This is a genomic window from Vibrio sp. D431a, assembly GCF_030248655.1.
GTDB lineage: Bacteria > Pseudomonadota > Gammaproteobacteria > Enterobacterales > Vibrionaceae > Vibrio > Vibrio alginolyticus.
On the sequence record NZ_JAHGAP010000011.1, the window covers coordinates 58,454 to 76,260 of the forward strand.

The 17,807-nt window shown below is 45.3% G+C and carries 15 protein-coding genes; 11 read left to right on the forward strand and 4 right to left on the reverse strand.

Translation table 11 applies throughout. The features are described from left to right. Nucleotides 1-62 precede the first annotated feature (62 nt). Nucleotides 63-1,709 carry a phosphoglucomutase (alpha-D-glucose-1,6-bisphosphate-dependent) gene (pgm, locus tag KJB35_RS09450; protein WP_213908052.1) on the forward strand — a complete coding sequence of 549 codons (1,647 nt, stop codon included), beginning with the start codon at nucleotides 63-65 and terminating at the stop codon, nucleotides 1,707-1,709. Between the two features lie 61 nt (nucleotides 1,710-1,770). Here the strand turns inward: pgm and KJB35_RS09455 are convergent, their stop codons facing one another. Then, nucleotides 1,771-2,544 carry a DUF1853 family protein gene (locus KJB35_RS09455; RefSeq protein ID WP_064369057.1) on the reverse strand — a complete coding sequence of 258 codons (774 nt, stop codon included), beginning with the start codon at nucleotides 2,542-2,544 and terminating at the stop codon, nucleotides 1,771-1,773. 232 nt (nucleotides 2,545-2,776) lie between these two features. Between KJB35_RS09455 and KJB35_RS09460 the strand changes: the two genes are divergently transcribed. After that, on the forward strand, nucleotides 2,777-3,535 hold the full coding sequence (locus tag KJB35_RS09460; protein WP_005393019.1) for a Nif3-like dinuclear metal center hexameric protein: 759 nt from the start codon (nucleotides 2,777-2,779) through the stop codon (nucleotides 3,533-3,535). A gap of 88 nt (nucleotides 3,536-3,623) precedes the next feature. Here KJB35_RS09460 and KJB35_RS09465 read toward each other — a convergent pair whose 3' ends face one another. Beyond that, a complete protein-coding gene (locus KJB35_RS09465) occupies nucleotides 3,624-4,913 on the reverse strand; it encodes a citrate synthase (protein WP_005382163.1) in 1,290 nt (429 codons plus the stop codon). A gap of 396 nt (nucleotides 4,914-5,309) precedes the next feature. Here KJB35_RS09465 and sdhC point away from each other — a divergent pair, with 396 nt between their 5' ends. From sdhC to sucD, 8 genes are all read left to right on the forward strand, one after another. Further along, entirely contained in the window at nucleotides 5,310-5,702 is a 393-nt protein-coding gene (sdhC, locus tag KJB35_RS09470) for a succinate dehydrogenase cytochrome b556 subunit (RefSeq protein ID WP_017634811.1), read from the forward strand. After that, entirely contained in the window at nucleotides 5,696-6,040 is a 345-nt protein-coding gene (sdhD, locus tag KJB35_RS09475) for a succinate dehydrogenase, hydrophobic membrane anchor protein (protein ID WP_005382169.1), read from the forward strand. The genes sdhC and sdhD overlap by 7 nt, the downstream gene beginning before the upstream one ends. Next, the gene (sdhA, locus tag KJB35_RS09480) at nucleotides 6,041-7,807 is read left to right on the forward strand and encodes a succinate dehydrogenase flavoprotein subunit (protein WP_005382172.1); all 1,767 of its coding nucleotides are present in this window, start codon (nucleotides 6,041-6,043) and stop codon (nucleotides 7,805-7,807) included. Nucleotides 7,808-7,822: 15 nt separating this feature from the next. Beyond that, nucleotides 7,823-8,533 (forward strand): succinate dehydrogenase iron-sulfur subunit, encoded by a 711-nt coding sequence (locus KJB35_RS09485; RefSeq protein WP_005382174.1) that lies wholly within the window; start codon nucleotides 7,823-7,825, stop codon nucleotides 8,531-8,533. Between the two features lie 171 nt (nucleotides 8,534-8,704). After that, nucleotides 8,705-11,530 carry a 2-oxoglutarate dehydrogenase E1 component gene (gene sucA, locus KJB35_RS09490; protein ID WP_005382176.1) on the forward strand — a complete coding sequence of 942 codons (2,826 nt, stop codon included), beginning with the start codon at nucleotides 8,705-8,707 and terminating at the stop codon, nucleotides 11,528-11,530. A 28-nt stretch (nucleotides 11,531-11,558) separates the two neighbouring features. Further along, nucleotides 11,559-12,767 (forward strand): 2-oxoglutarate dehydrogenase complex dihydrolipoyllysine-residue succinyltransferase, encoded by a 1,209-nt coding sequence (gene odhB, locus KJB35_RS09495; RefSeq protein ID WP_005382177.1) that lies wholly within the window; start codon nucleotides 11,559-11,561, stop codon nucleotides 12,765-12,767. Nucleotides 12,768-12,980: 213 nt separating this feature from the next. After that, entirely contained in the window at nucleotides 12,981-14,147 is a 1,167-nt protein-coding gene (sucC, locus tag KJB35_RS09500) for an ADP-forming succinate--CoA ligase subunit beta (RefSeq protein ID WP_005382179.1), read from the forward strand. Then, nucleotides 14,147-15,019: a succinate--CoA ligase subunit alpha gene (gene sucD / locus KJB35_RS09505; RefSeq protein WP_005382181.1), complete on the forward strand. Its 873-nt coding sequence runs from the start codon at nucleotides 14,147-14,149 to the stop codon at nucleotides 15,017-15,019. The genes sucC and sucD overlap by 1 nt, the downstream gene beginning before the upstream one ends. A 119-nt stretch (nucleotides 15,020-15,138) precedes the next feature. On the opposite strand, the gene znuB is transcribed toward sucD, so the two are convergent. Together znuB and znuC are read right to left on the reverse strand one after the other, a co-directional pair. Then, nucleotides 15,139-15,924: a zinc ABC transporter permease subunit ZnuB gene (znuB, locus tag KJB35_RS09510; RefSeq protein WP_005382183.1), complete on the reverse strand. Its 786-nt coding sequence runs from the start codon at nucleotides 15,922-15,924 to the stop codon at nucleotides 15,139-15,141. Then, on the reverse strand, nucleotides 15,917-16,705 hold the full coding sequence (gene znuC / locus KJB35_RS09515; RefSeq protein WP_017634809.1) for a zinc ABC transporter ATP-binding protein ZnuC: 789 nt from the start codon (nucleotides 16,703-16,705) through the stop codon (nucleotides 15,917-15,919). The genes znuB and znuC overlap by 8 nt, the downstream gene beginning before the upstream one ends. 78 nt (nucleotides 16,706-16,783) lie before the next feature. Here znuC and znuA point away from each other — a divergent pair, with 78 nt between their 5' ends. Beyond that, nucleotides 16,784-17,671, forward strand: coding sequence for a zinc ABC transporter substrate-binding protein ZnuA (znuA, locus tag KJB35_RS09520; protein ID WP_025998632.1), 888 nt, complete (start codon nucleotides 16,784-16,786; stop codon nucleotides 17,669-17,671). The last annotated feature ends 136 nt before the right edge of the window (nucleotides 17,672-17,807 follow it).

Sequence of the window (17,807 nt, forward strand, 5' to 3'; positions counted from 1 at the left end):
CAGTGAGCGGATATTATGAGGCTTTTTTAATTTTATTTGTATTGAAAGAAAGGATGTCAAACATGGCTATGCACCCTCGTGCTGGGCAAAAAGCGCAGCAGGAAGATCTTCACAATATCCCAGCACTCGTTGCTAACTACTTCTTACTTCAACCAGACACGGCAAACGCAGAACACAAAGTTCAATTTGGTACTTCTGGCCACCGCGGTACTGCAGACAAGCACACTTTTAACGAAAACCACATTTTAGCGATCGCTCAAGCGGTAGCAGAAGTTCGTGCTGAGCAAGGCACAACTGGCCCGTTGTTTGTGGGTAAAGACACGCATGCGCTATCTGAACCAGCTTTTTCAAGTGTGATTGAAGTATTGATCGCAAATGGTGTGAAAGTGATTGTCCAACAAGACAACGGTTACACGCCAACACCGGGTATTTCACACGCGGTTCTGACTTACAACATCAAACACGATGAAAAAGCAGACGGTATCGTTATTACCCCATCACATAACCCACCACAAGACGGCGGTATCAAATACAATCCGACACATGGTGGTCCTGCTGAAGCTGAGTTGACTCAAGCTATCGAAGATCGTGCGAACGAATTGATTGCTGAAGGTTTACAAGGTGTTAAACGCCTACCACTAGCAGAAGCAAAAGCATCGGATCTGTTTGTAGAGATGGACTTGGTGAAGCCATACATCGATGACCTGGTGAACGTTATCGATATGGAAGCAATCCAAAAGGCGAACCTGAAGATTGGTGTAGATCCATTGGGTGGCAGCGGTATCGATTACTGGCGTCAAATTGGTCAAGCATACAACCTAGACCTAACGCTAGTAAGTGAATCGATCGATCCTTCTTTCCAATTCATGTCACTAGATAAAGACGGCGTTGTGCGTATGGACTGTTCTTCTCCTTACGCAATGGCGGGTCTATTGGCACTGAAAGACGAATACGATTTAGCATTTGGTAACGATCCTGACTACGACCGTCACGGTATCGTTACGCCAAAAGGTTTGATGAACCCGAACCACTTCTTAGCCGTTTGTATTGACTACTTGTACCGTCATCGTGACGCGTGGGGTAAAGACGTCGCTGTTGGTAAAACACTAGTTTCAAGTGCGCTGATTGACCGTGTTGTTGCGGATCTAGGTCGTGAGCTATGTGAAGTGCCTGTTGGTTTCAAATGGTTTGTAGACGGTCTGTACACTGGTAAGTTTGGTTTCGGCGGCGAAGAAAGTGCTGGTGCGTCTTTCCTTCGTAAAGATGGCACGCCTTGGTCAACAGACAAAGATGGCATCTTGCTATGCCTTCTAGCAGCAGAGATCACTGCGGTAACGGGTAAGAACCCTCAAGATTACTATGAAGAGCTTGCAGCGAAGCACGGTGAATCTAAGTACAACCGTATTCAAGCTGTAGCAAATGGCCCACAAAAAGACGTGCTGAAGAAGTTGTCGCCAGAAATGGTCGCGGCTGAAACACTAGCGGGTGATCCAATTACGGCTCGTCTCACGCATGCGCCTGGTAATGGTGCTGCAATCGGTGGTCTAAAAGTAACAACAGCGAATGGCTGGTTTGCTGCTCGTCCATCAGGCACAGAAGATATCTACAAGATTTACTGTGAGAGTTTTAAAGGTGAAGAGCACCTAAAACAAATCGAAGCAGAAGCACAAGAAATAGTTAATCAAGTGTTTGCAGCCGCTGGTTTGTAAAACATCCAATGGTCAATGTATCTAGCAAAGGGTTGATGTGAAAACATCAACCCTTTCATGTTTAAGTGCCCCGAACAGCTTTATCTCCGGGCCATGAATCTGGTACCACAAACCAGAATTGACCGTCTTCCGTTTGTGCGTGTATGAATCGATCTAAAGGCTTTTCAATAGGTTGAGAGAAATCGTCTGTTCCGATCGCCCAGCATGGTTTATGTAAATGATAAAGGGGTTTACCAATTAAATCCCATTGACTTTGATAGCACCAGTAACCACTAATCTGACTTGGATTTAATTCATAACCCAAGCACTCGCTAGGAGTTGGCTCTGGAGTAAACGGATTAATATAGAGTCGTCCTTGCATCAATAGACGTTCTTGTGGAGCGTCGTTTAACGGAATTATTTTTTGAAATTCCGGGCGATCGCTCATTTTCAACTGATGAGTAAGCATTCTATTCAGTTTTGTATGCAGCTGGTCGTGAGCATTCGGACCATACCATACGCCGTTATAAAGAAGATAAAACTTAATCGCTACTTCCCAGTGTTCTATTTGATTTGATTCTGTATTCCGCAACACCAAGTCGATAGCACCAATAGTCTTACCTTCGATGTCGTTTAACTGAACCTCTTCCGCGATAACCTGATATCGTTCTGAACTAGAGAGAACTGCAGTGCATAAGTGCTGATATAAAAAGCCCAATCTTGGATTACCATTGTATTGCTCAGCGTTATTTAAAGGCGTTACCGAAAGATCCTCTAAGGTTGTAAACGGAGGGCGTAACTTGAAAAGAGGAGGTGAAGTGGCGATCCATTGGTAAAAGCGTTGCAGTTGGTTCATCCGTATCCCTATATGTATGGTGAGGCGACAAGCTTTGTTATTGTAACTAAATTTGCTTTTGAGGGTAGGGTGGCTAGCATCGATATTAGGGTTCGAGATACACTTTAAAGACCTAAATGATATCAAGGTGCCAGATGTCAAAACGTTGTTGTATCAACTAGGTTGCACACTCTCGGTCTGATTTCATCGAGAGGTTATTTAGGTTTACATGCGCTAGAAATTGGAAGTAATAATGAATAACTTAAAGCTAGAACAGATTCTTAATGACAAACTGTCACCGCAGTTAATTAAAGATTACGCACCAAACGGGTTACAGGTAGAAGGGACGCCAGCCGTAAAGCGTATTATCACTGGCGTAACTGCCTCTCAAGCCTTAATCGATAAAGCGATTGAGCTTAATGCAGACGCATTACTCGTTCATCACGGTTATTTTTGGAAAGGTGAACCTGAGCCAATTCGTGGTATGAAAGGTAAACGAATTCGTAGTCTGATCAAAAACGATATCAACTTATATGGTTATCACCTTCCTCTGGATATTCACCCAGAGCTAGGCAACAACGCCGAATTAGCTCGCTTACTTGAAATCGAAGTAGAAGGTGGACTTGAAGGACACCCTCAATCAGTAGCCATGTTTGGACGCTTGAAAAAACCGATGTCTGGTGCTGAGTTTGCGAGCAAGATCAATCAAGTTCTTGATAGAGAACCACTGCATATTGCTCCAGAGAATACCGATAAGATGATTGAGACAGTCGGTTGGTGCACTGGTGGAGGGCAAGATTTCATTGAACTTGCTGTACAACACGGGCTGGATGCATTTATCTCTGGAGAAATTTCAGAGCGTACCACTTATACCGCTCGTGAAATGGACATTCATTACTTTGCTGCAGGTCATCATGCTACTGAGCGTTATGGTGTTCAGGCTTTAGGAAAATGGCTAGCGGATGAATATGGCCTACATGTGGAGTTTATCGATATTGATAATCCGGTTTAGTGTTCGCTATTCATAACGTGAAACGCTGAAAAGAAAAAAGGGTTGAGACAAAATCTCAACCCTTTTGTTTATCTTCTAACTAAAAAGATCATTCACGTTCGTGAAGTGGAGAAAACTCACGCTGTGTCTCACCAGTGTATAGCTGACGAGGACGACCGATGCGGTTCAGTGGATCGCTGTGCATTTCGTTCCAGTGAGCAATCCAGCCGATGGTACGAGAAATCGCGAAGATAACCGTAAACATAGAAACTGGAATACCAATCGCTTTAAGAATGATACCTGAGTAGAAGTCTACGTTCGGGTACAGCTTCTTAGACACGAAGTACTCATCAGAAAGCGCAATGCGCTCAAGTTCCATTGCAACGTCTAGCAGAGGGTCTTGAATGTTTAGCTCTTTGAGAACTTCATGACACGTTTCGCGCATTACTGTCGCACGTGGGTCGTAGTTCTTGTAAACGCGGTGACCAAAGCCCATTAAGCGGAATGGGTCATCTTTGTCTTTCGCGCGGTCTACATATTCAGGGATGTTATCGACGCTGCCAATCTCTTCTAGCATTCTCAAGCAGGCTTCGTTTGCACCACCGTGAGCAGGTCCCCAAAGGGATGCAATACCAGCGGCAATACATGCAAATGGGTTCGCACCAGAAGAGCCAGCTAGACGAACAGTTGATGTCGACGCATTCTGTTCGTGATCCGCGTGTAGAGTGAAAATCTTATCCATCGCACGGGCAACCACAGGATTTACTTCATACTCTTCGCAAGGGTTTGCGAACATCATATGCAAGAAGTTCTCTGCGTAGCTAAGGTCGTTACGAGGGTAAATAAATGGCTGACCGATAGAGTATTTGTAACACATCGCCGCCAGTGTTGGCATTTTTGACAGCAGACGGTACGCTGCAATTTCGCGGTGTTCGTCGTTGTTAATGTCAAGAGAGTCGTGATAGAAGGCTGCAAGTGCTCCAACTACACCACACATTACCGCCATTGGGTGTGCATCGCGTCGGAAGCCATGGAAAAAGCTTGCGATTTGCTCGTGTACCATTGTGTGACGAGTAACGGTCGTTTTGAATTGCTCGTATTGTTCTCGGGTAGGGGCTTCACCATAAAGAAGGATGTAACATACTTCTAAGTAATCTGCGTTATTGGCTAATTGATCAATCGGGAAACCGCGGTGCAAAAGAATACCTTTGCCGCCATCGATGTACGTGATTGATGATTCACAAGATGCAGTGGCAAGAAAACCTGGGTCAAAAGTAAAGTAACCATTGGCTCCCAGCTTACGAACGTCAATTACAGGTGTACCTAGCGTACCGTCCATAATTGGCAGTTCGATTGGCGCTTGACCTTCAACATGAAGGGTCGCTTTCTTATCCGCCATAACAATCTCCTTTGTTTATTATTTAATCCGTCCAGGATGTTTATGTGCCATTTTTGTACTGTTGTTAAAGCTTAAAGTCAATTTTTCTCCATCTTTGTGTGCACTTGTTATGATTTTTCTCATGAAAATCGTTAAAAATCTGTTCTATGTAGCATAATTTGTTACACCAATTGTATTAGAATGTTGCTCGCCGTATATTGGCAAAGAAAATTTTAGTTAAATCCTTATAAATTCGGGGCTAGAAACAAAGAGTGAGGTTTGTTGCTGGATTCCGTTTGTTAACAACTTGTTTACACTTATCTGAGTGGTTACTCGCGATATTTGTTAAATAGATGTTAACTTTTGTACGTTTGGAAGCTGAAATTGGTTATAACAATAAATGCTCAATGGAGCTGAGTGAGCAAGCCCGTGAAAGAAAGAAAGTCAAGACCTGTTAATTTAGATTTACAGACCATCCACTTTCCTATCACAGCAATCGCATCCATCCTACACCGTGTGTCTGGGGTAATTACGTTTGTTGCGGTGGGTATATTACTGTGGTTACTATCCATTTCTCTGTCATCCCCAATGGGTTTTATGGAAGCCGCTGACATCGTCGATAGCTTCTTCGTAAAATTCATCCTGTGGGGAATTCTTACTGCACTTGCCTACCACATCGCAGGTGGTATCCGTCACTTATTGATGGATCTAGGTCACTTTGAAGAACTAGATTCAGGCACGATGAGCGCTAAAGTCGCGTTTGGTGCAACAGCAGTATTATCATTATTGGCGGGGATCTTGGTATGGTAAAACACGTATCTTCATTTGGTCGTAATGGTGTACACGATTTCCTACTAATTCGTGCAACTGCAATCATTATGACGCTATACACGATTTATCTGATTAGCTTCTGTGCATTTTCAGATATCTCTTACGCATCTTGGACCCAATTCTTTGGTGGTACCTTCACTAAAGTATTCACCATGTTGGCACTTGTCTCGATCCTGATTCACGCTTGGGTTGGTTTGTGGCAAGTATTAACTGATTACATTAAGTGCGCGAAACTACGTGGCGCACTACAACTTGGTGTTATTGCCGTGCTATTCGGCTATGTCTTCTCTGGTCTATTTATTCTGTGGGGTGCGTAAGTGTCTATTCCAGTTCGTGAGTTTGATGCCGTAGTAATCGGCGCTGGTGGTGCAGGTATGCGCGCTGCACTACAAATTTCAGAGCAAGGCCTATCATGTGCTTTGTTGTCAAAAGTATTTCCAACACGTTCTCATACTGTGTCTGCACAGGGCGGCATTACCGTTGCTCTGGGTAACTCGCACAAAGACGATTGGCAATGGCACATGTACGATACCGTTAAAGGTTCCGACTACATCGGTGACCAGAACGCGATTGAATACATGTGTAAAAATGGTCCTGAGTCAGTTATCGAGCTTGAAAAAATGGGTCTTCCATTCTCTCGTTTTGATAACGGTACCATATACCAACGTCCATTCGGTGGCCAATCTAAAGAGTTTGGTGGTGAGCAGGCTGCTCGTACAGCCGCTGCTGCAGACCGTACTGGTCACGCACTTCTTCACACGCTTTACCAGCAAAACGTAAAACACAAAACAACCATCTTCTCGGAGTGGTACGCTTTGGATCTTGTGAAAAACCAAGACGGCGCAATCATGGGTTGTACTGCGATTTGTATGGAAACGGGTGAAATCTGTTACTTCAAATCGAAAGCAACCATTCTAGCTACAGGTGGTGCAGGTCGTATTTACGCATCGACCACTAACGCGCACATCAACACGGGTGATGGCGTTGGTATGGCACTTCGCGCAGGCGTTCCAATGCAAGACATGGAAATGTGGCAGTTCCACCCAACAGGTATTGCTGGCGCGGGTGTTCTAGTGACGGAAGGTTGTCGTGGTGAAGGTGGTTACCTTCTAAATAAAGATGGTGAACGCTTCATGGAGCGCTACGCACCAAACGCGAAAGACCTTGCTGGTCGTGACGTGGTTGCTCGTTCAATGATGATTGAAATTCGTGAAGGCCGCGGCTGTGATGGTCCTTGGGGTCCACATATCAAGTTGAAACTTGATCACCTTGGTAAAGAAGTACTTGAATCACGTCTACCAGGTATCTGTGAACTGTCTCGTACATTTGCACACGTTGACCCAGTGAAAGAGCCAATTCCAGTAATTCCAACTTGTCACTACATGATGGGTGGTGTACCTACTCAAGTCTCTGGCCAAGCAATTAAGCAGAAGGCCGACGGTAGCGAGATGGAAGTACAAGGCCTTTACGCATGTGGTGAGATTGCTTCTGTATCGGTACACGGTGCTAACCGTCTGGGCGGCAACTCATTACTAGACTTGGTCGTATTTGGTCGTGCTACTGGCTTGCACCTTGGCGAAACGCTAGCAGCGCAAGCAGAAGCTCGTCCTGCAACAGAATCTGATATTGAAGCGTCTCTAGCGCGTACTATGCGTTGGGAAAACAGCACTGGTGGTGAAGATCCAGTTCAGATTCGTAAAGACCTACAAGCATGCATGCAAAACAGCTTCTCGGTATTCCGTGAAGGCGATGCGATGGCAACCGGTCTAGAAGAGTTGAAAGTGATTCGCGAACGTTTGAAAGATGCGCATCTAGCGGACAAGTCTTCAGAGTTCAACACGCAGCGTATTGAGTGTCTAGAACTTGATAACCTGATGGAAACCGCGTTTTCAACTGCCGTTGCAGCAAACTACCGTACAGAGAGTCGTGGCGCACATGCTCGTTTCGATTTCCCTGAGCGTGATGATGAGAACTGGCTATGCCACTCTATCTACAATCCGGAAACAGAAGCGATGACTAAGCGTGATGTGAACATGACGCCAACGCATCGTGAAGCTTTCCCGCCGAAAGTACGTACATACTAAAGGGAGGATACGACTATGAAATTAAACTTCTCTTTATACCGTTACAATCCGGATGTGGATACCAAGCCTTACATGAAAGAGTATACCCTTGAGGTAGACGAAGGCTCAGACATGATGGTGCTTGATGCATTGATTCTGCTAAAAGAGCAAGATCCAAGCATCGCGTTCCGTCGCTCATGCCGTGAAGGGGTATGTGGTTCTGATGGTTTGAATATGAATGGTAAAAACGGCCTAGCGTGTATCACACCGTTATCTGCTCTACAAGGCGATAAGATAGTTATTCGTCCACTACCAGGGTTACCTGTCGTGCGCGATCTTATCGTTGACATGACGCAGTTCTATGATAACTATGCGAAAGTTAAACCATTCTTGATTGATGATGGTGCATTACCACCATCACGTGAGAACCTACAATCGCCTGATGATCGTGCGCATTTAGATGGATTGTACGAATGTATCATGTGTGCATGTTGTACAACGTCTTGCCCATCATTCTGGTGGAACCCTGATAAATTCATCGGCCCAGCTGGTCTTCTCGCAGCGTACCGTTGGCTAATTGATAGCCGCGATACGGCAACAGATGAACGTTTGTCTGATCTTGATGATGCATTTAGCGTTTTTCGTTGCCATGGCATCATGAATTGTGTAAGTGTTTGTCCTAAGGGATTAAATCCGACGAAAGCCATCGGTCACATTAAGTCGATGTTGGTTAATCGTTCGGTTTAATTTACTCGCTCTTAGGAATGTCGCAGTGTTGCGGATCACCCGATATGACCGCTTCACTGCTTCAGTAATATTCGAGTAAAGAATACAAAAATTGCCGACCGTATTTTTAGTCGGCTCTTATAGCTCGGCAAAGACCGAAGCAAACGTGAAAACTACTGGTTAAGGGAAAATATGCACAACGGCGTGATGAAGGCATGGCTCGAGTCTTCACACTTGGCTGGCGCCAATGCAACGTATGTAGAGGACCTCTACGAACTGTATCTAAGTGATCCCGATCTGGTAAGTGAGGAGTGGAAACGTGTTTTTGAAGGCTTGCCTAAGCCATCAGAAGAAGTGGCAGAACAACCACATTCACGTGTCCGTGACTACTTCCGACGACTCGCTAGAGAAACAAAGCATTACAATGTCCAAGTTAGTGACCCAGATGTCGATGCAAAACAAGTAAAAGTTCTACAGCTAATCAACGCATACCGTTTCCGCGGGCATGAAGCTGCAGAATTAGACCCACTAGGTCTATGGCAACGCCCAACAGTGGCGGAGTTAGACCCTGCTTTTCATAATCTTACCGAAGATGACTTCGAAGAAACTTTCAACGTAGGTTCTTTTGCTGTTGGGCAAGAAACCATGAAGTTGAAAGATATCTATGAAGCCCTCAACAAAACTTATTGCGGTTCCATCGGTGCTGAATACATGCACATGACTGACACAGAGCAAAAGCGTTGGATTCAGCAACGCCTTGAGTCTGTCGTAGGCCAGCCATCATTCAACAAAGATGAGAAGCGCACATTCCTAGAAGAGCTAACAGCCGCTGAAGGTTTGGAGCGTTACCTCGGGGCGAAATTCCCAGGTGCAAAACGTTTCTCTTTAGAAGGTGGTGATGCGCTGATTCCGATGACGAAAGAGTTGATCCGTCATGCGGGTACAAGTGGAATGCGTGAAGTGGTTATCGGTATGGCTCACCGCGGTCGTTTGAACATGCTGGTGAACGTACTTGGTAAGAAACCTCAAGACCTGTTTGATGAGTTCGCCGGTAAACACGACGAAACTTGGGGTACGGGTGATGTGAAATATCACCAAGGTTTCTCTGCTGATTTTGCGACTCCTGGCGGTGATGTTCACTTAGCACTTGCATTTAACCCGTCGCACCTAGAAATCGTAAACCCAGTAGTCATGGGCTCAGTTCGAGCACGTCAAGATCGCTTGGGTGATAATCAAGGTAGCAAAGTGCTTCCTATCACCATCCACGGTGATTCTGCAATCGCTGGTCAGGGTGTGGTTGCCGAAACGTTCAACATGTCTCTTGCTCGTGGGTTCCAAGTTGGTGGTACGGTACGTATCGTCATCAACAACCAAGTAGGCTTTACGACGTCTAATCCTCGTGACACGCGTTCTACGATGTACTGTACCGATATCGCGAAGATGGTGCAGGCGCCAATTTTCCATGTAAATGCAGATGACCCAGAAGCAGTTGCTTTTGTTACTCGCATTGCATTGGATTACCGTAACGAGTTCAAGCGCGATGTCGTGATCGATCTTGTGTGTTACCGTCGCCACGGCCACAATGAGGCGGATGAGCCAAATGCGACTCAGCCTTTGATGTACCAGAAAATCAAAAAGCATCCTACACCACGCAAATTGTATGCAGATGTTCTGATCGATAAAAATGAATCAGATATCGAGACAGCGACTCAGTTAGTCAATGAGTATCGCGATGCATTAGATCGCGGTGAAGTGGTTGTTAAAGAATGGCGTCCAATGGCGTTGCACTCTGTAGACTGGTCCCCTTACTTAGGGCACGAATGGGATATGGAGTGGGATTCAAAATACGACAAGACACGCCTTATTGAGCTAGGCAATCGTCTGTGTCAGTACCCAGAAAGCCATAAACTGCAAAGCCGTGTTAATAAGCTATACAACGATCGTCTAGCAATGATGACCGGTGAAAAAGCCATTGACTGGGGTATGGCTGAAACATTGGCGTATGCTACATTGGTTGACGATGGCAAGCGTATTCGTCTTTCTGGTCAGGACTCGGGTCGTGGTACTTTCTTCCACCGTCACTCGGTTCTTCATAACCAAACCGATGCAAGCACTTACATTCCATTAGCGAATATTCATGACAACCAAGGGCCATTCCAAGTCTTTGACTCAGTATTGTCAGAAGAAGCTGTGTTGGCGTTTGAATACGGTTACGCAACAGCCGAACCAGGTGGTTTAACTATCTGGGAAGCACAGTTTGGTGATTTTGCCAACGGTGCACAAGTTGTTATCGACCAGTTTATCTCGTCAGGCGAGCAAAAGTGGGCGCGTTTGTGCGGTCTTACTATGCTTCTACCTCATGGTTATGAAGGTCAAGGCCCTGAGCACTCATCTGCACGTTTAGAGCGTTACCTTCAGCTTTGTGCTGAGCAAAATATGCAGGTTGTGGTTCCTTCAACACCGGCTCAGGTGTACCACATGATTCGTCGTCAGGTTGTACGCCCAATGCGTCGACCTCTCATTGTTATGTCGCCGAAATCTTTGCTGCGCCACCCTCTATGTACTTCAACGATTGAAGACTTGGCGGATGGTACATTCCAATCTGCAATTCCAGAAGTAGATGATTTAGAACCAAGCAAAGTGAAACGTGTCGTGTTCTGTGCTGGTAAGGTTTACTTTGACCTACTAGAGCAGCGCCGTAACAACGAGCAAGACGATGTTGCTATCGTGCGTATTGAACAGCTTTACCCATTCCCAATGGAAGAAGTACAAGCAGCAATTGCTCAATACACTAACGTTGAAGACTTCGTGTGGTGTCAGGAAGAACCTCAGAACCAAGGTGCTTGGTACTGTAGCCAACATAACTTCCGTGCCGCTATTCCTGCAGGTGCAAATCTTAAATACGCAGGTCGCCCAGCTTCTGCTTCGCCAGCAGTTGGCTACATGTCGGTGCACTTGAAACAACAAAAAGCGTTGGTTGAAGACGCTCTGAACGTGAACTCAAAAACTTCGAATTAAGAATTAGAAGTTAAAGGAAGAAACAGATATGACAATTGAAATTCTGGTTCCAGATTTACCTGAATCAGTTGCTGATGCAACCGTAGCGACATGGCACAAACAACCAGGCGACGCAGTAGAGCGTGACGAGGTTTTGGTTGACATCGAAACAGACAAAGTTGTGCTAGAAGTTCCAGCTCCGGAAGCTGGCGTTTTAGAAGCTATTGTTGAAGCAGAAGGTGCGACAGTACTTTCTAAACAAATCATTGCTAAATTGAAGCCAGGCGCAGTTGCAGGTGAACCAACTGCAGACAAAACAGAAGGTACTGAAGCATCTCCTGATAAGCGTCACAAAGCTGCGCTTAGCGAAGAAAGTAATGACGCATTAAGCCCAGCAGTGCGCCGTTTGTTGGCTGAACATGGCTTAGAAGCAAGCCAAGTGAAAGGCACTGGTGTTGGTGGTCGTATTACGCGTGAAGATATTGAAGCGCATCTTGCGAACGCTAAATCTGCGTCAAAAGAAGACTCGCCAGCAGTGGTTGACGTGCCGGCAGCGGCTCGCAGTCAGAAGCGTGTTCCAATGACTCGCCTTCGTAAGACAGTCGCTAACCGTCTGCTAGAAGCGAAGAACAACACGGCAATGCTAACGACGTTTAACGAAGTGAACATGAAACCAATCATGGACCTTCGTAAGCAGTACAAAGATCAGTTCGAAGAGCGTCACGGTATTCGTTTGGGCTTCATGTCTTTCTACGTGAAAGCAGTAACAGAAGCGCTTAAGCGTTACCCAGAAGTAAATGCTTCGATTGATGGCGATGACATTGTTTACCACAACTACTTCGACATTAGCATGGCGGTATCAACTCCACGTGGTCTAGTTACACCTGTCCTAAAAGACTGTGACAAGCTTGGTTTCGCTGATGTTGAAAAAGGCATCAAAGAGCTGGCTATTAAAGGTCGTGATGGCAAGCTAACGGTAGACGAGCTAATGGGCGGTAACTTCACTATCACAAACGGTGGTGTGTTCGGTTCACTAATGTCTACACCAATCATCAACCCACCTCAATCAGCGATTCTTGGTATGCATAAGATCCAAGAGCGTCCGATGGCAGTGGATGGCAAAGTTGAAATCTTGCCGATGATGTACCTAGCGTTATCTTACGATCACCGCCTAATTGATGGTCGTGAATCAGTTGGCTTCCTAGTAACGATTAAAGAGTTACTAGAGGACCCAGCACGTCTCCTATTAGACGTTTAATATCGCTAAAACGTCTAGTTATCGTAGGTAGCTAGACGTTAAAAATTTCAATGGCTAGACTAGCTCAACGTTTGGCCTTCATTTGAATCCTTCAGTATGAGAACTCATGATGAAGGATTGATTTGAGAAGACCCTACAGACGTACAAGCAGCCAAGACTGCAGCGTTATGGAAATAATAAATCCCTTAAGGGAAAAACAAACGGAATATCGAAATGAATTTGCATGAATACCAAGCCAAACAGCTGTTTGCAGAATTCGGTTTGCCTGTGCCAGAAGGCTACGCGTGTGATACACCACAAGAAGCTTTTGAAGCCGCAGGCCGTATTAGTACAGCCAAGAAAGTAGTTAAATGTCAGGTTCACGCTGGTGGCCGTGGTAAAGCGGGTGGCGTAGAGCTACACGATACAAAAGAAGGCGTTAAAGAGTTTGCACAGAAGTGGTTAGGTAAAAACCTAGTGACTTACCAAACTGACGCTAACGGTCAGCCAGTAACAAAAATCCTTGTTGAAGAAGCTTCAAATATTGCGAACGAACTATACCTAGGTGCGGTAGTTGACCGTGCTAGCCGTAAGATCGTTTTCATGGCTTCTACCGAAGGTGGTGTGGAAATTGAAAAAGTTGCGGAAGAAACGCCAGAACTCATCCACAAAGCAGCAATTGACCCACTAGTAGGTCCACAAGCTTACCAAGGTCGTGAGCTAGCGTTCAAACTTGGTCTTGAAGGCGACCAAATCAAACAATTCGTTAAGATCTTTATGGGTCTTGGCACTATGTTCTCTCAGTACGATCTTGCTCTGCTAGAGATCAACCCACTTGTGATTACTGGCGAAGGCAACTTGCTATGTCTTGACGGTAAGATCAACATCGACTCAAACGCACTGTATCGTCAGCCTAAGCTTCGTGAAATGCACGATCCTTCACAAGAAGATGAGCGTGAAGCACACGCAGCTCAGTGGGAGCTGAACTACGTAGCACTAGACGGTAACGTTGGCTGTATGGTTAACGGTGCAGGCCTAGCAATGGGTACGATGGATATCGTAAACCTACACGGCGGCAAACCAGCTAACTTCTTAGATGTAGGTGGCGGCGCGACGAAAGAGCGTGTTGCTGAAGCATTCAAGATCATCCTATCTGATGACAATGTGAAAGCGGTACTTGTTAACATCTTTGGTGGTATTGTACGTTGTGACATGATCGCAGAAGGTATTATCGGTGCGGTTAAAGAGGTAGGCGTAAGCGTACCTGTTGTTGTTCGTCTTGAAGGTACTAACGCTGACCTAGGTCGCGAAGTTCTTGCTAATTCTGATGTTGATATCATTGCTGCTGAGTCGCTAACTGATGCTGCTCAGAAAGTTGTTGCTGCTGCGGAGGCTAAATAATGTCTGTATTAATTAACAAAGACACTAAAGTAATCTGTCAGGGGTTCACTGGTGGTCAAGGTACTTTCCACTCAGAGCAAGCTATCGCATACGGTACGCAAATGGTTGGTGGTGTGTCTCCAGGTAAAGGCGGCCAAACTCACCTAGGTCTTCCTGTATTCAACACAGTTCGCGAAGCAGTAGAAGCGACTGGTGCAACAGCGACAGTCATCTACGTACCAGCTCCTTTCTGTAAAGATGCAATCCTAGAAGCGATTGACGCGGGTATCGAGCTAATCGTAACGATTACTGAAGGTATCCCTACTACAGATATGATCGACGTGAAAGTGAAGCTAGAAGAAACTGGCGTTCGCATGATTGGTCCTAACTGTCCGGGCGTTATCACTCCTGATGAGTGTAAGATCGGTATCATGCCTGGTCACATCCACAAGAAAGGCAAAGTAGGTATTGTATCTCGTAGCGGTACTCTAACTTACGAAGCAGTTAAACAAACCACTGACGAAGGTTTCGGCCAGTCTACTTGTGTTGGTATCGGTGGTGACCCAATCCCGGGTTCAAACTTCATTGATATCCTAAAACTGTTCCAAGAAGACCCTGAGACAGAAGCGATCGTTATGATCGGTGAGATCGGTGGTACTGCAGAAGAAGAAGCAGCAGCATACATTAAAGAAAATGTAACGAAGCCAGTGGTTTCTTACATTGCTGGTGTAACTGCGCCTCCTGGTAAGCGTATGGGCCATGCTGGTGCGATTATCTCTGGTGGTAAAGGTACTGCTGAAGACAAGTTCGCTGCACTAGAAGCGGCTGGCGTTAAAACTGTGAAATCTCTAGCAGAGATTGGCCAAGGTCTACGTGAAGTGACGGGTTGGTAATCGACCACACTACTTAATAAGTATTAAAAAGCCTGCGACTTCGCAGGCTTTTCTTTTTCCGTTTCCGTGGATTTATGTTTGTTGTTAGCAAGGTCTTTCGCGTTTAATACTCAATGCGATTATGCTTTGCTTTTAATCAGCTGGCTCAGCATAAATAAGGATGTTGCGCTGATCACTACGGAAGGGCCGGCCGGTGTATCGAAGTGCCATGATAGGCTAAGCCCCATCAGTACTGCCACAGAGCCAATAATGGATGCGAACAATGCCATTTGCTCTGGTGATGAAGAGACTTTACGTGCTGTTGCGGCTGGGATAATTAGGAGCGAAGTCATGATCAACGCGCCAACGAACTTCATACCTACTGCGATTACTACACCCACCATTAGCATTAACACCAATCTAACTAAGTCTGTATTCACGCCCTCAACAGCGGCAAGTTCTTCACTGACAGTGCTAGAAAGCAGTGGGCGCCAGAAGACGTACAAACACGCGCTTACCGCAACAACACCTGCGTAAATAAACATCAGATCTTGTGGAGAGACGGCAAGTAAGTCCCCAAATAGGTAGCTCATTAAATCGACGCGCACGTTTTCCAAAAAGCTAACCGATACTAAACCGATAGAGAGTGCACTGTGTGCCAAGATACCTAACAACGTGTCTGTAGCCACAAGTTGTTGCTTTTGCAGAGTGACAAGCAAAACGGCCAGAGCTAAACAGCAGACGAGTAGCGCAAGGTAGAGATTTACGTTGAGCAAGAAGCCCAGCGCTAGGCCCATTAACGATGCATGAGCTAGGGTATCTCCGAAGTAAGCCATTTTACGCCAAACGACAAATGACCCAAGTGGACCGGCAATGATCGCGATACCAATACCAGCAAGAATAGAAGGTAGGAGAAACTCAATCATGATGGTGATGTCCGTGTTTATGGTGGGAGCATGATATCGCATCACCGCTTACTGGCGTTCCGGATAAATCGTGATGATGGTGCTCATGGTCGTGATGATAAAACGCGAGAGACTCTCTCGCTGCATTGCCAAATAGTGCGATGTAAGAAGGGTGCTGAGTAATAGTGGCAGGTGAACCTGAGCAGCAAACATGGTGATGCAGACAAATAACATCGTCCGTTTTCGCCATCACTAAATGTAAGTCATGCGATACCATAAATACGCCACAATCAAAGCGGTGACGAATGCTCTCAATTAAGTCATAGAGATCGATTTGACCTTGGATATCCACCCCCTGAGCTGGTTCGTCTAATACCAATAGCTGAGGACGTTGAAGCAGAGCGCGAGCCAGTAACACTCGTTGGTTTTCACCACCGGATAAGCGATGCATATTACTATTAAGTAAATGTTCAGCGCCAACAAGCCGTAATGCATCAATGCACTCCTGCTTACTGTATTTTCCTGCTAAATTTAGAAAGCGGGTTACATTCAATGGAAGGGAGTCATTGAGCTTCAACTTTTGAGGAACGTAACCAATTTTCAGTTTTCTTTGTCGGTTCAACTTGCCGCTAGTTGGCTTTTGAAGACCTAAGATAACTTTGACTAACGTTGATTTTCCCGCTCCATTGGGACCAATTAGGGTAGTTATTTTGCCCTTTTCTAATTCCATACTAATGTTATCGAGAACTCTGCGGCCATCGAACTCGACGCATAACTGCTCAAGATGGACTAAGGAAGACATGAATGAAACTCATTTGCAAATCAATAATGTTATAATGTAACATTATCTCACTTTCCACGCCATATCCCAAGTAAAACTATGAAAAGAGCATTAATTCTTGCTGCCTCAGCAATGTTAACACTGCCAGTACAGGCGGTAACGGTACTGACGAGTATCAAACCTATTCAGTTGTTAGTAACAGAGCTTACTCAAGGAGTAACTTCACCAGACGTGTTATTGCAGTCTAACACATCACCCCATGACTACGCTTTGCGTCCATCGGATGTTAAAAAGGTCGCTTCGGCTGATTTGGTTATCTGGTACGGACATGATCTTGAACCGTTTCTAGAGAAAGTTGTTTCGGATAGATCGAATACTTTGACTATTAGTCAAATTCCAAATCTAGAATTGCGTGAATTTGATAGTGAGCACAACCATGACCATGATGGGCACGATCATGGCTCACATGATCCGCACTTTTGGCTAGGTGTAAGCCAAGCACAACAAGTGGCCAAGGCTGTTGTGAATCAACTTGTATCACTTGATCCGGAAAATGCAGCTCAATATCAAGCGAACCTCAAAAAGTTTGAACTCGAGCTAAAAGACACTGACCAACAGATAAAGCAGAAGCTGGCACCAGTAAAAAACAAAGGTTACTTTGTATTCCATGATGCTTACGGTTATTTCGAAGATCGTTATGAACTAAATCAAATGGGGCATTTTACTGTGAGCCCGGAACGCAAGCCAGGAGCGAAGACCTTAATTCAAATTCGTCAAAAGCTAAGTGGTGGAGATGTGGCTTGTGTATTTTCTGAACCTCAGTTTACCCCGGCTGTCGTTCAGAGCGTAATGAGAGGCAGTGATGTCACTAAAGGCGAGCTTGACCCGTTAGGGAGTACAATTGAAGCAAAACCTGGCAGTTACTTTACTTTTCTCAACAATATGGCGAATAGTTTTGAGCAATGCTTGAACAAAAAGTCAGATTAAGTGCTGTCGTAATGTAGGAGTAGTCTTTTTAACGTGATCCAGTAGTAAGAATTACAACCTTTGGTAAGGCGAGCCTTTTCTCAGAAAGTAATTGAGATATCATTACCAATAATTATCAGCTCAAAATAACCGTATC

Excerpts from the sequence above, each read along its gene's own strand:
- KJB35_RS09465 (WP_005382163.1), bottom strand. The coding sequence starts at position 4,913 with ATGGCGGATAAGAAAGCGACCCTTCATGTTGAAGGTCAAGCGCCAATC.
- znuB (WP_005382183.1), bottom strand. The coding sequence starts at position 15,924 with ATGATTGAGTTTCTCCTACCTTCTATTCTTGCTGGTATTGGTATCGCG.
- odhB (WP_005382177.1), top strand. The coding sequence starts at position 11,559 with ATGACAATTGAAATTCTGGTTCCAGATTTACCTGAATCAGTTGCTGAT.
- KJB35_RS09455 (WP_064369057.1), bottom strand. The coding sequence starts at position 2,544 with ATGAACCAACTGCAACGCTTTTACCAATGGATCGCCACTTCACCTCCT.
- sdhD (WP_005382169.1), top strand. The coding sequence starts at position 5,696 with ATGGTAAAACACGTATCTTCATTTGGTCGTAATGGTGTACACGATTTC.
- pgm (WP_213908052.1), top strand. The coding sequence starts at position 63 with ATGGCTATGCACCCTCGTGCTGGGCAAAAAGCGCAGCAGGAAGATCTT.
- sucA (WP_005382176.1), top strand. The coding sequence starts at position 8,705 with ATGCACAACGGCGTGATGAAGGCATGGCTCGAGTCTTCACACTTGGCT.
- sucD (WP_005382181.1), top strand. The coding sequence starts at position 14,147 with ATGTCTGTATTAATTAACAAAGACACTAAAGTAATCTGTCAGGGGTTC.
- KJB35_RS09485 (WP_005382174.1), top strand. The coding sequence starts at position 7,823 with ATGAAATTAAACTTCTCTTTATACCGTTACAATCCGGATGTGGATACC.
- sucC (WP_005382179.1), top strand. The coding sequence starts at position 12,981 with ATGAATTTGCATGAATACCAAGCCAAACAGCTGTTTGCAGAATTCGGT.
- znuA (WP_025998632.1), top strand. The coding sequence starts at position 16,784 with ATGAAAAGAGCATTAATTCTTGCTGCCTCAGCAATGTTAACACTGCCA.
- znuC (WP_017634809.1), bottom strand. The coding sequence starts at position 16,705 with ATGTCTTCCTTAGTCCATCTTGAGCAGTTATGCGTCGAGTTCGATGGC.
- KJB35_RS09460 (WP_005393019.1), top strand. The coding sequence starts at position 2,777 with ATGAATAACTTAAAGCTAGAACAGATTCTTAATGACAAACTGTCACCG.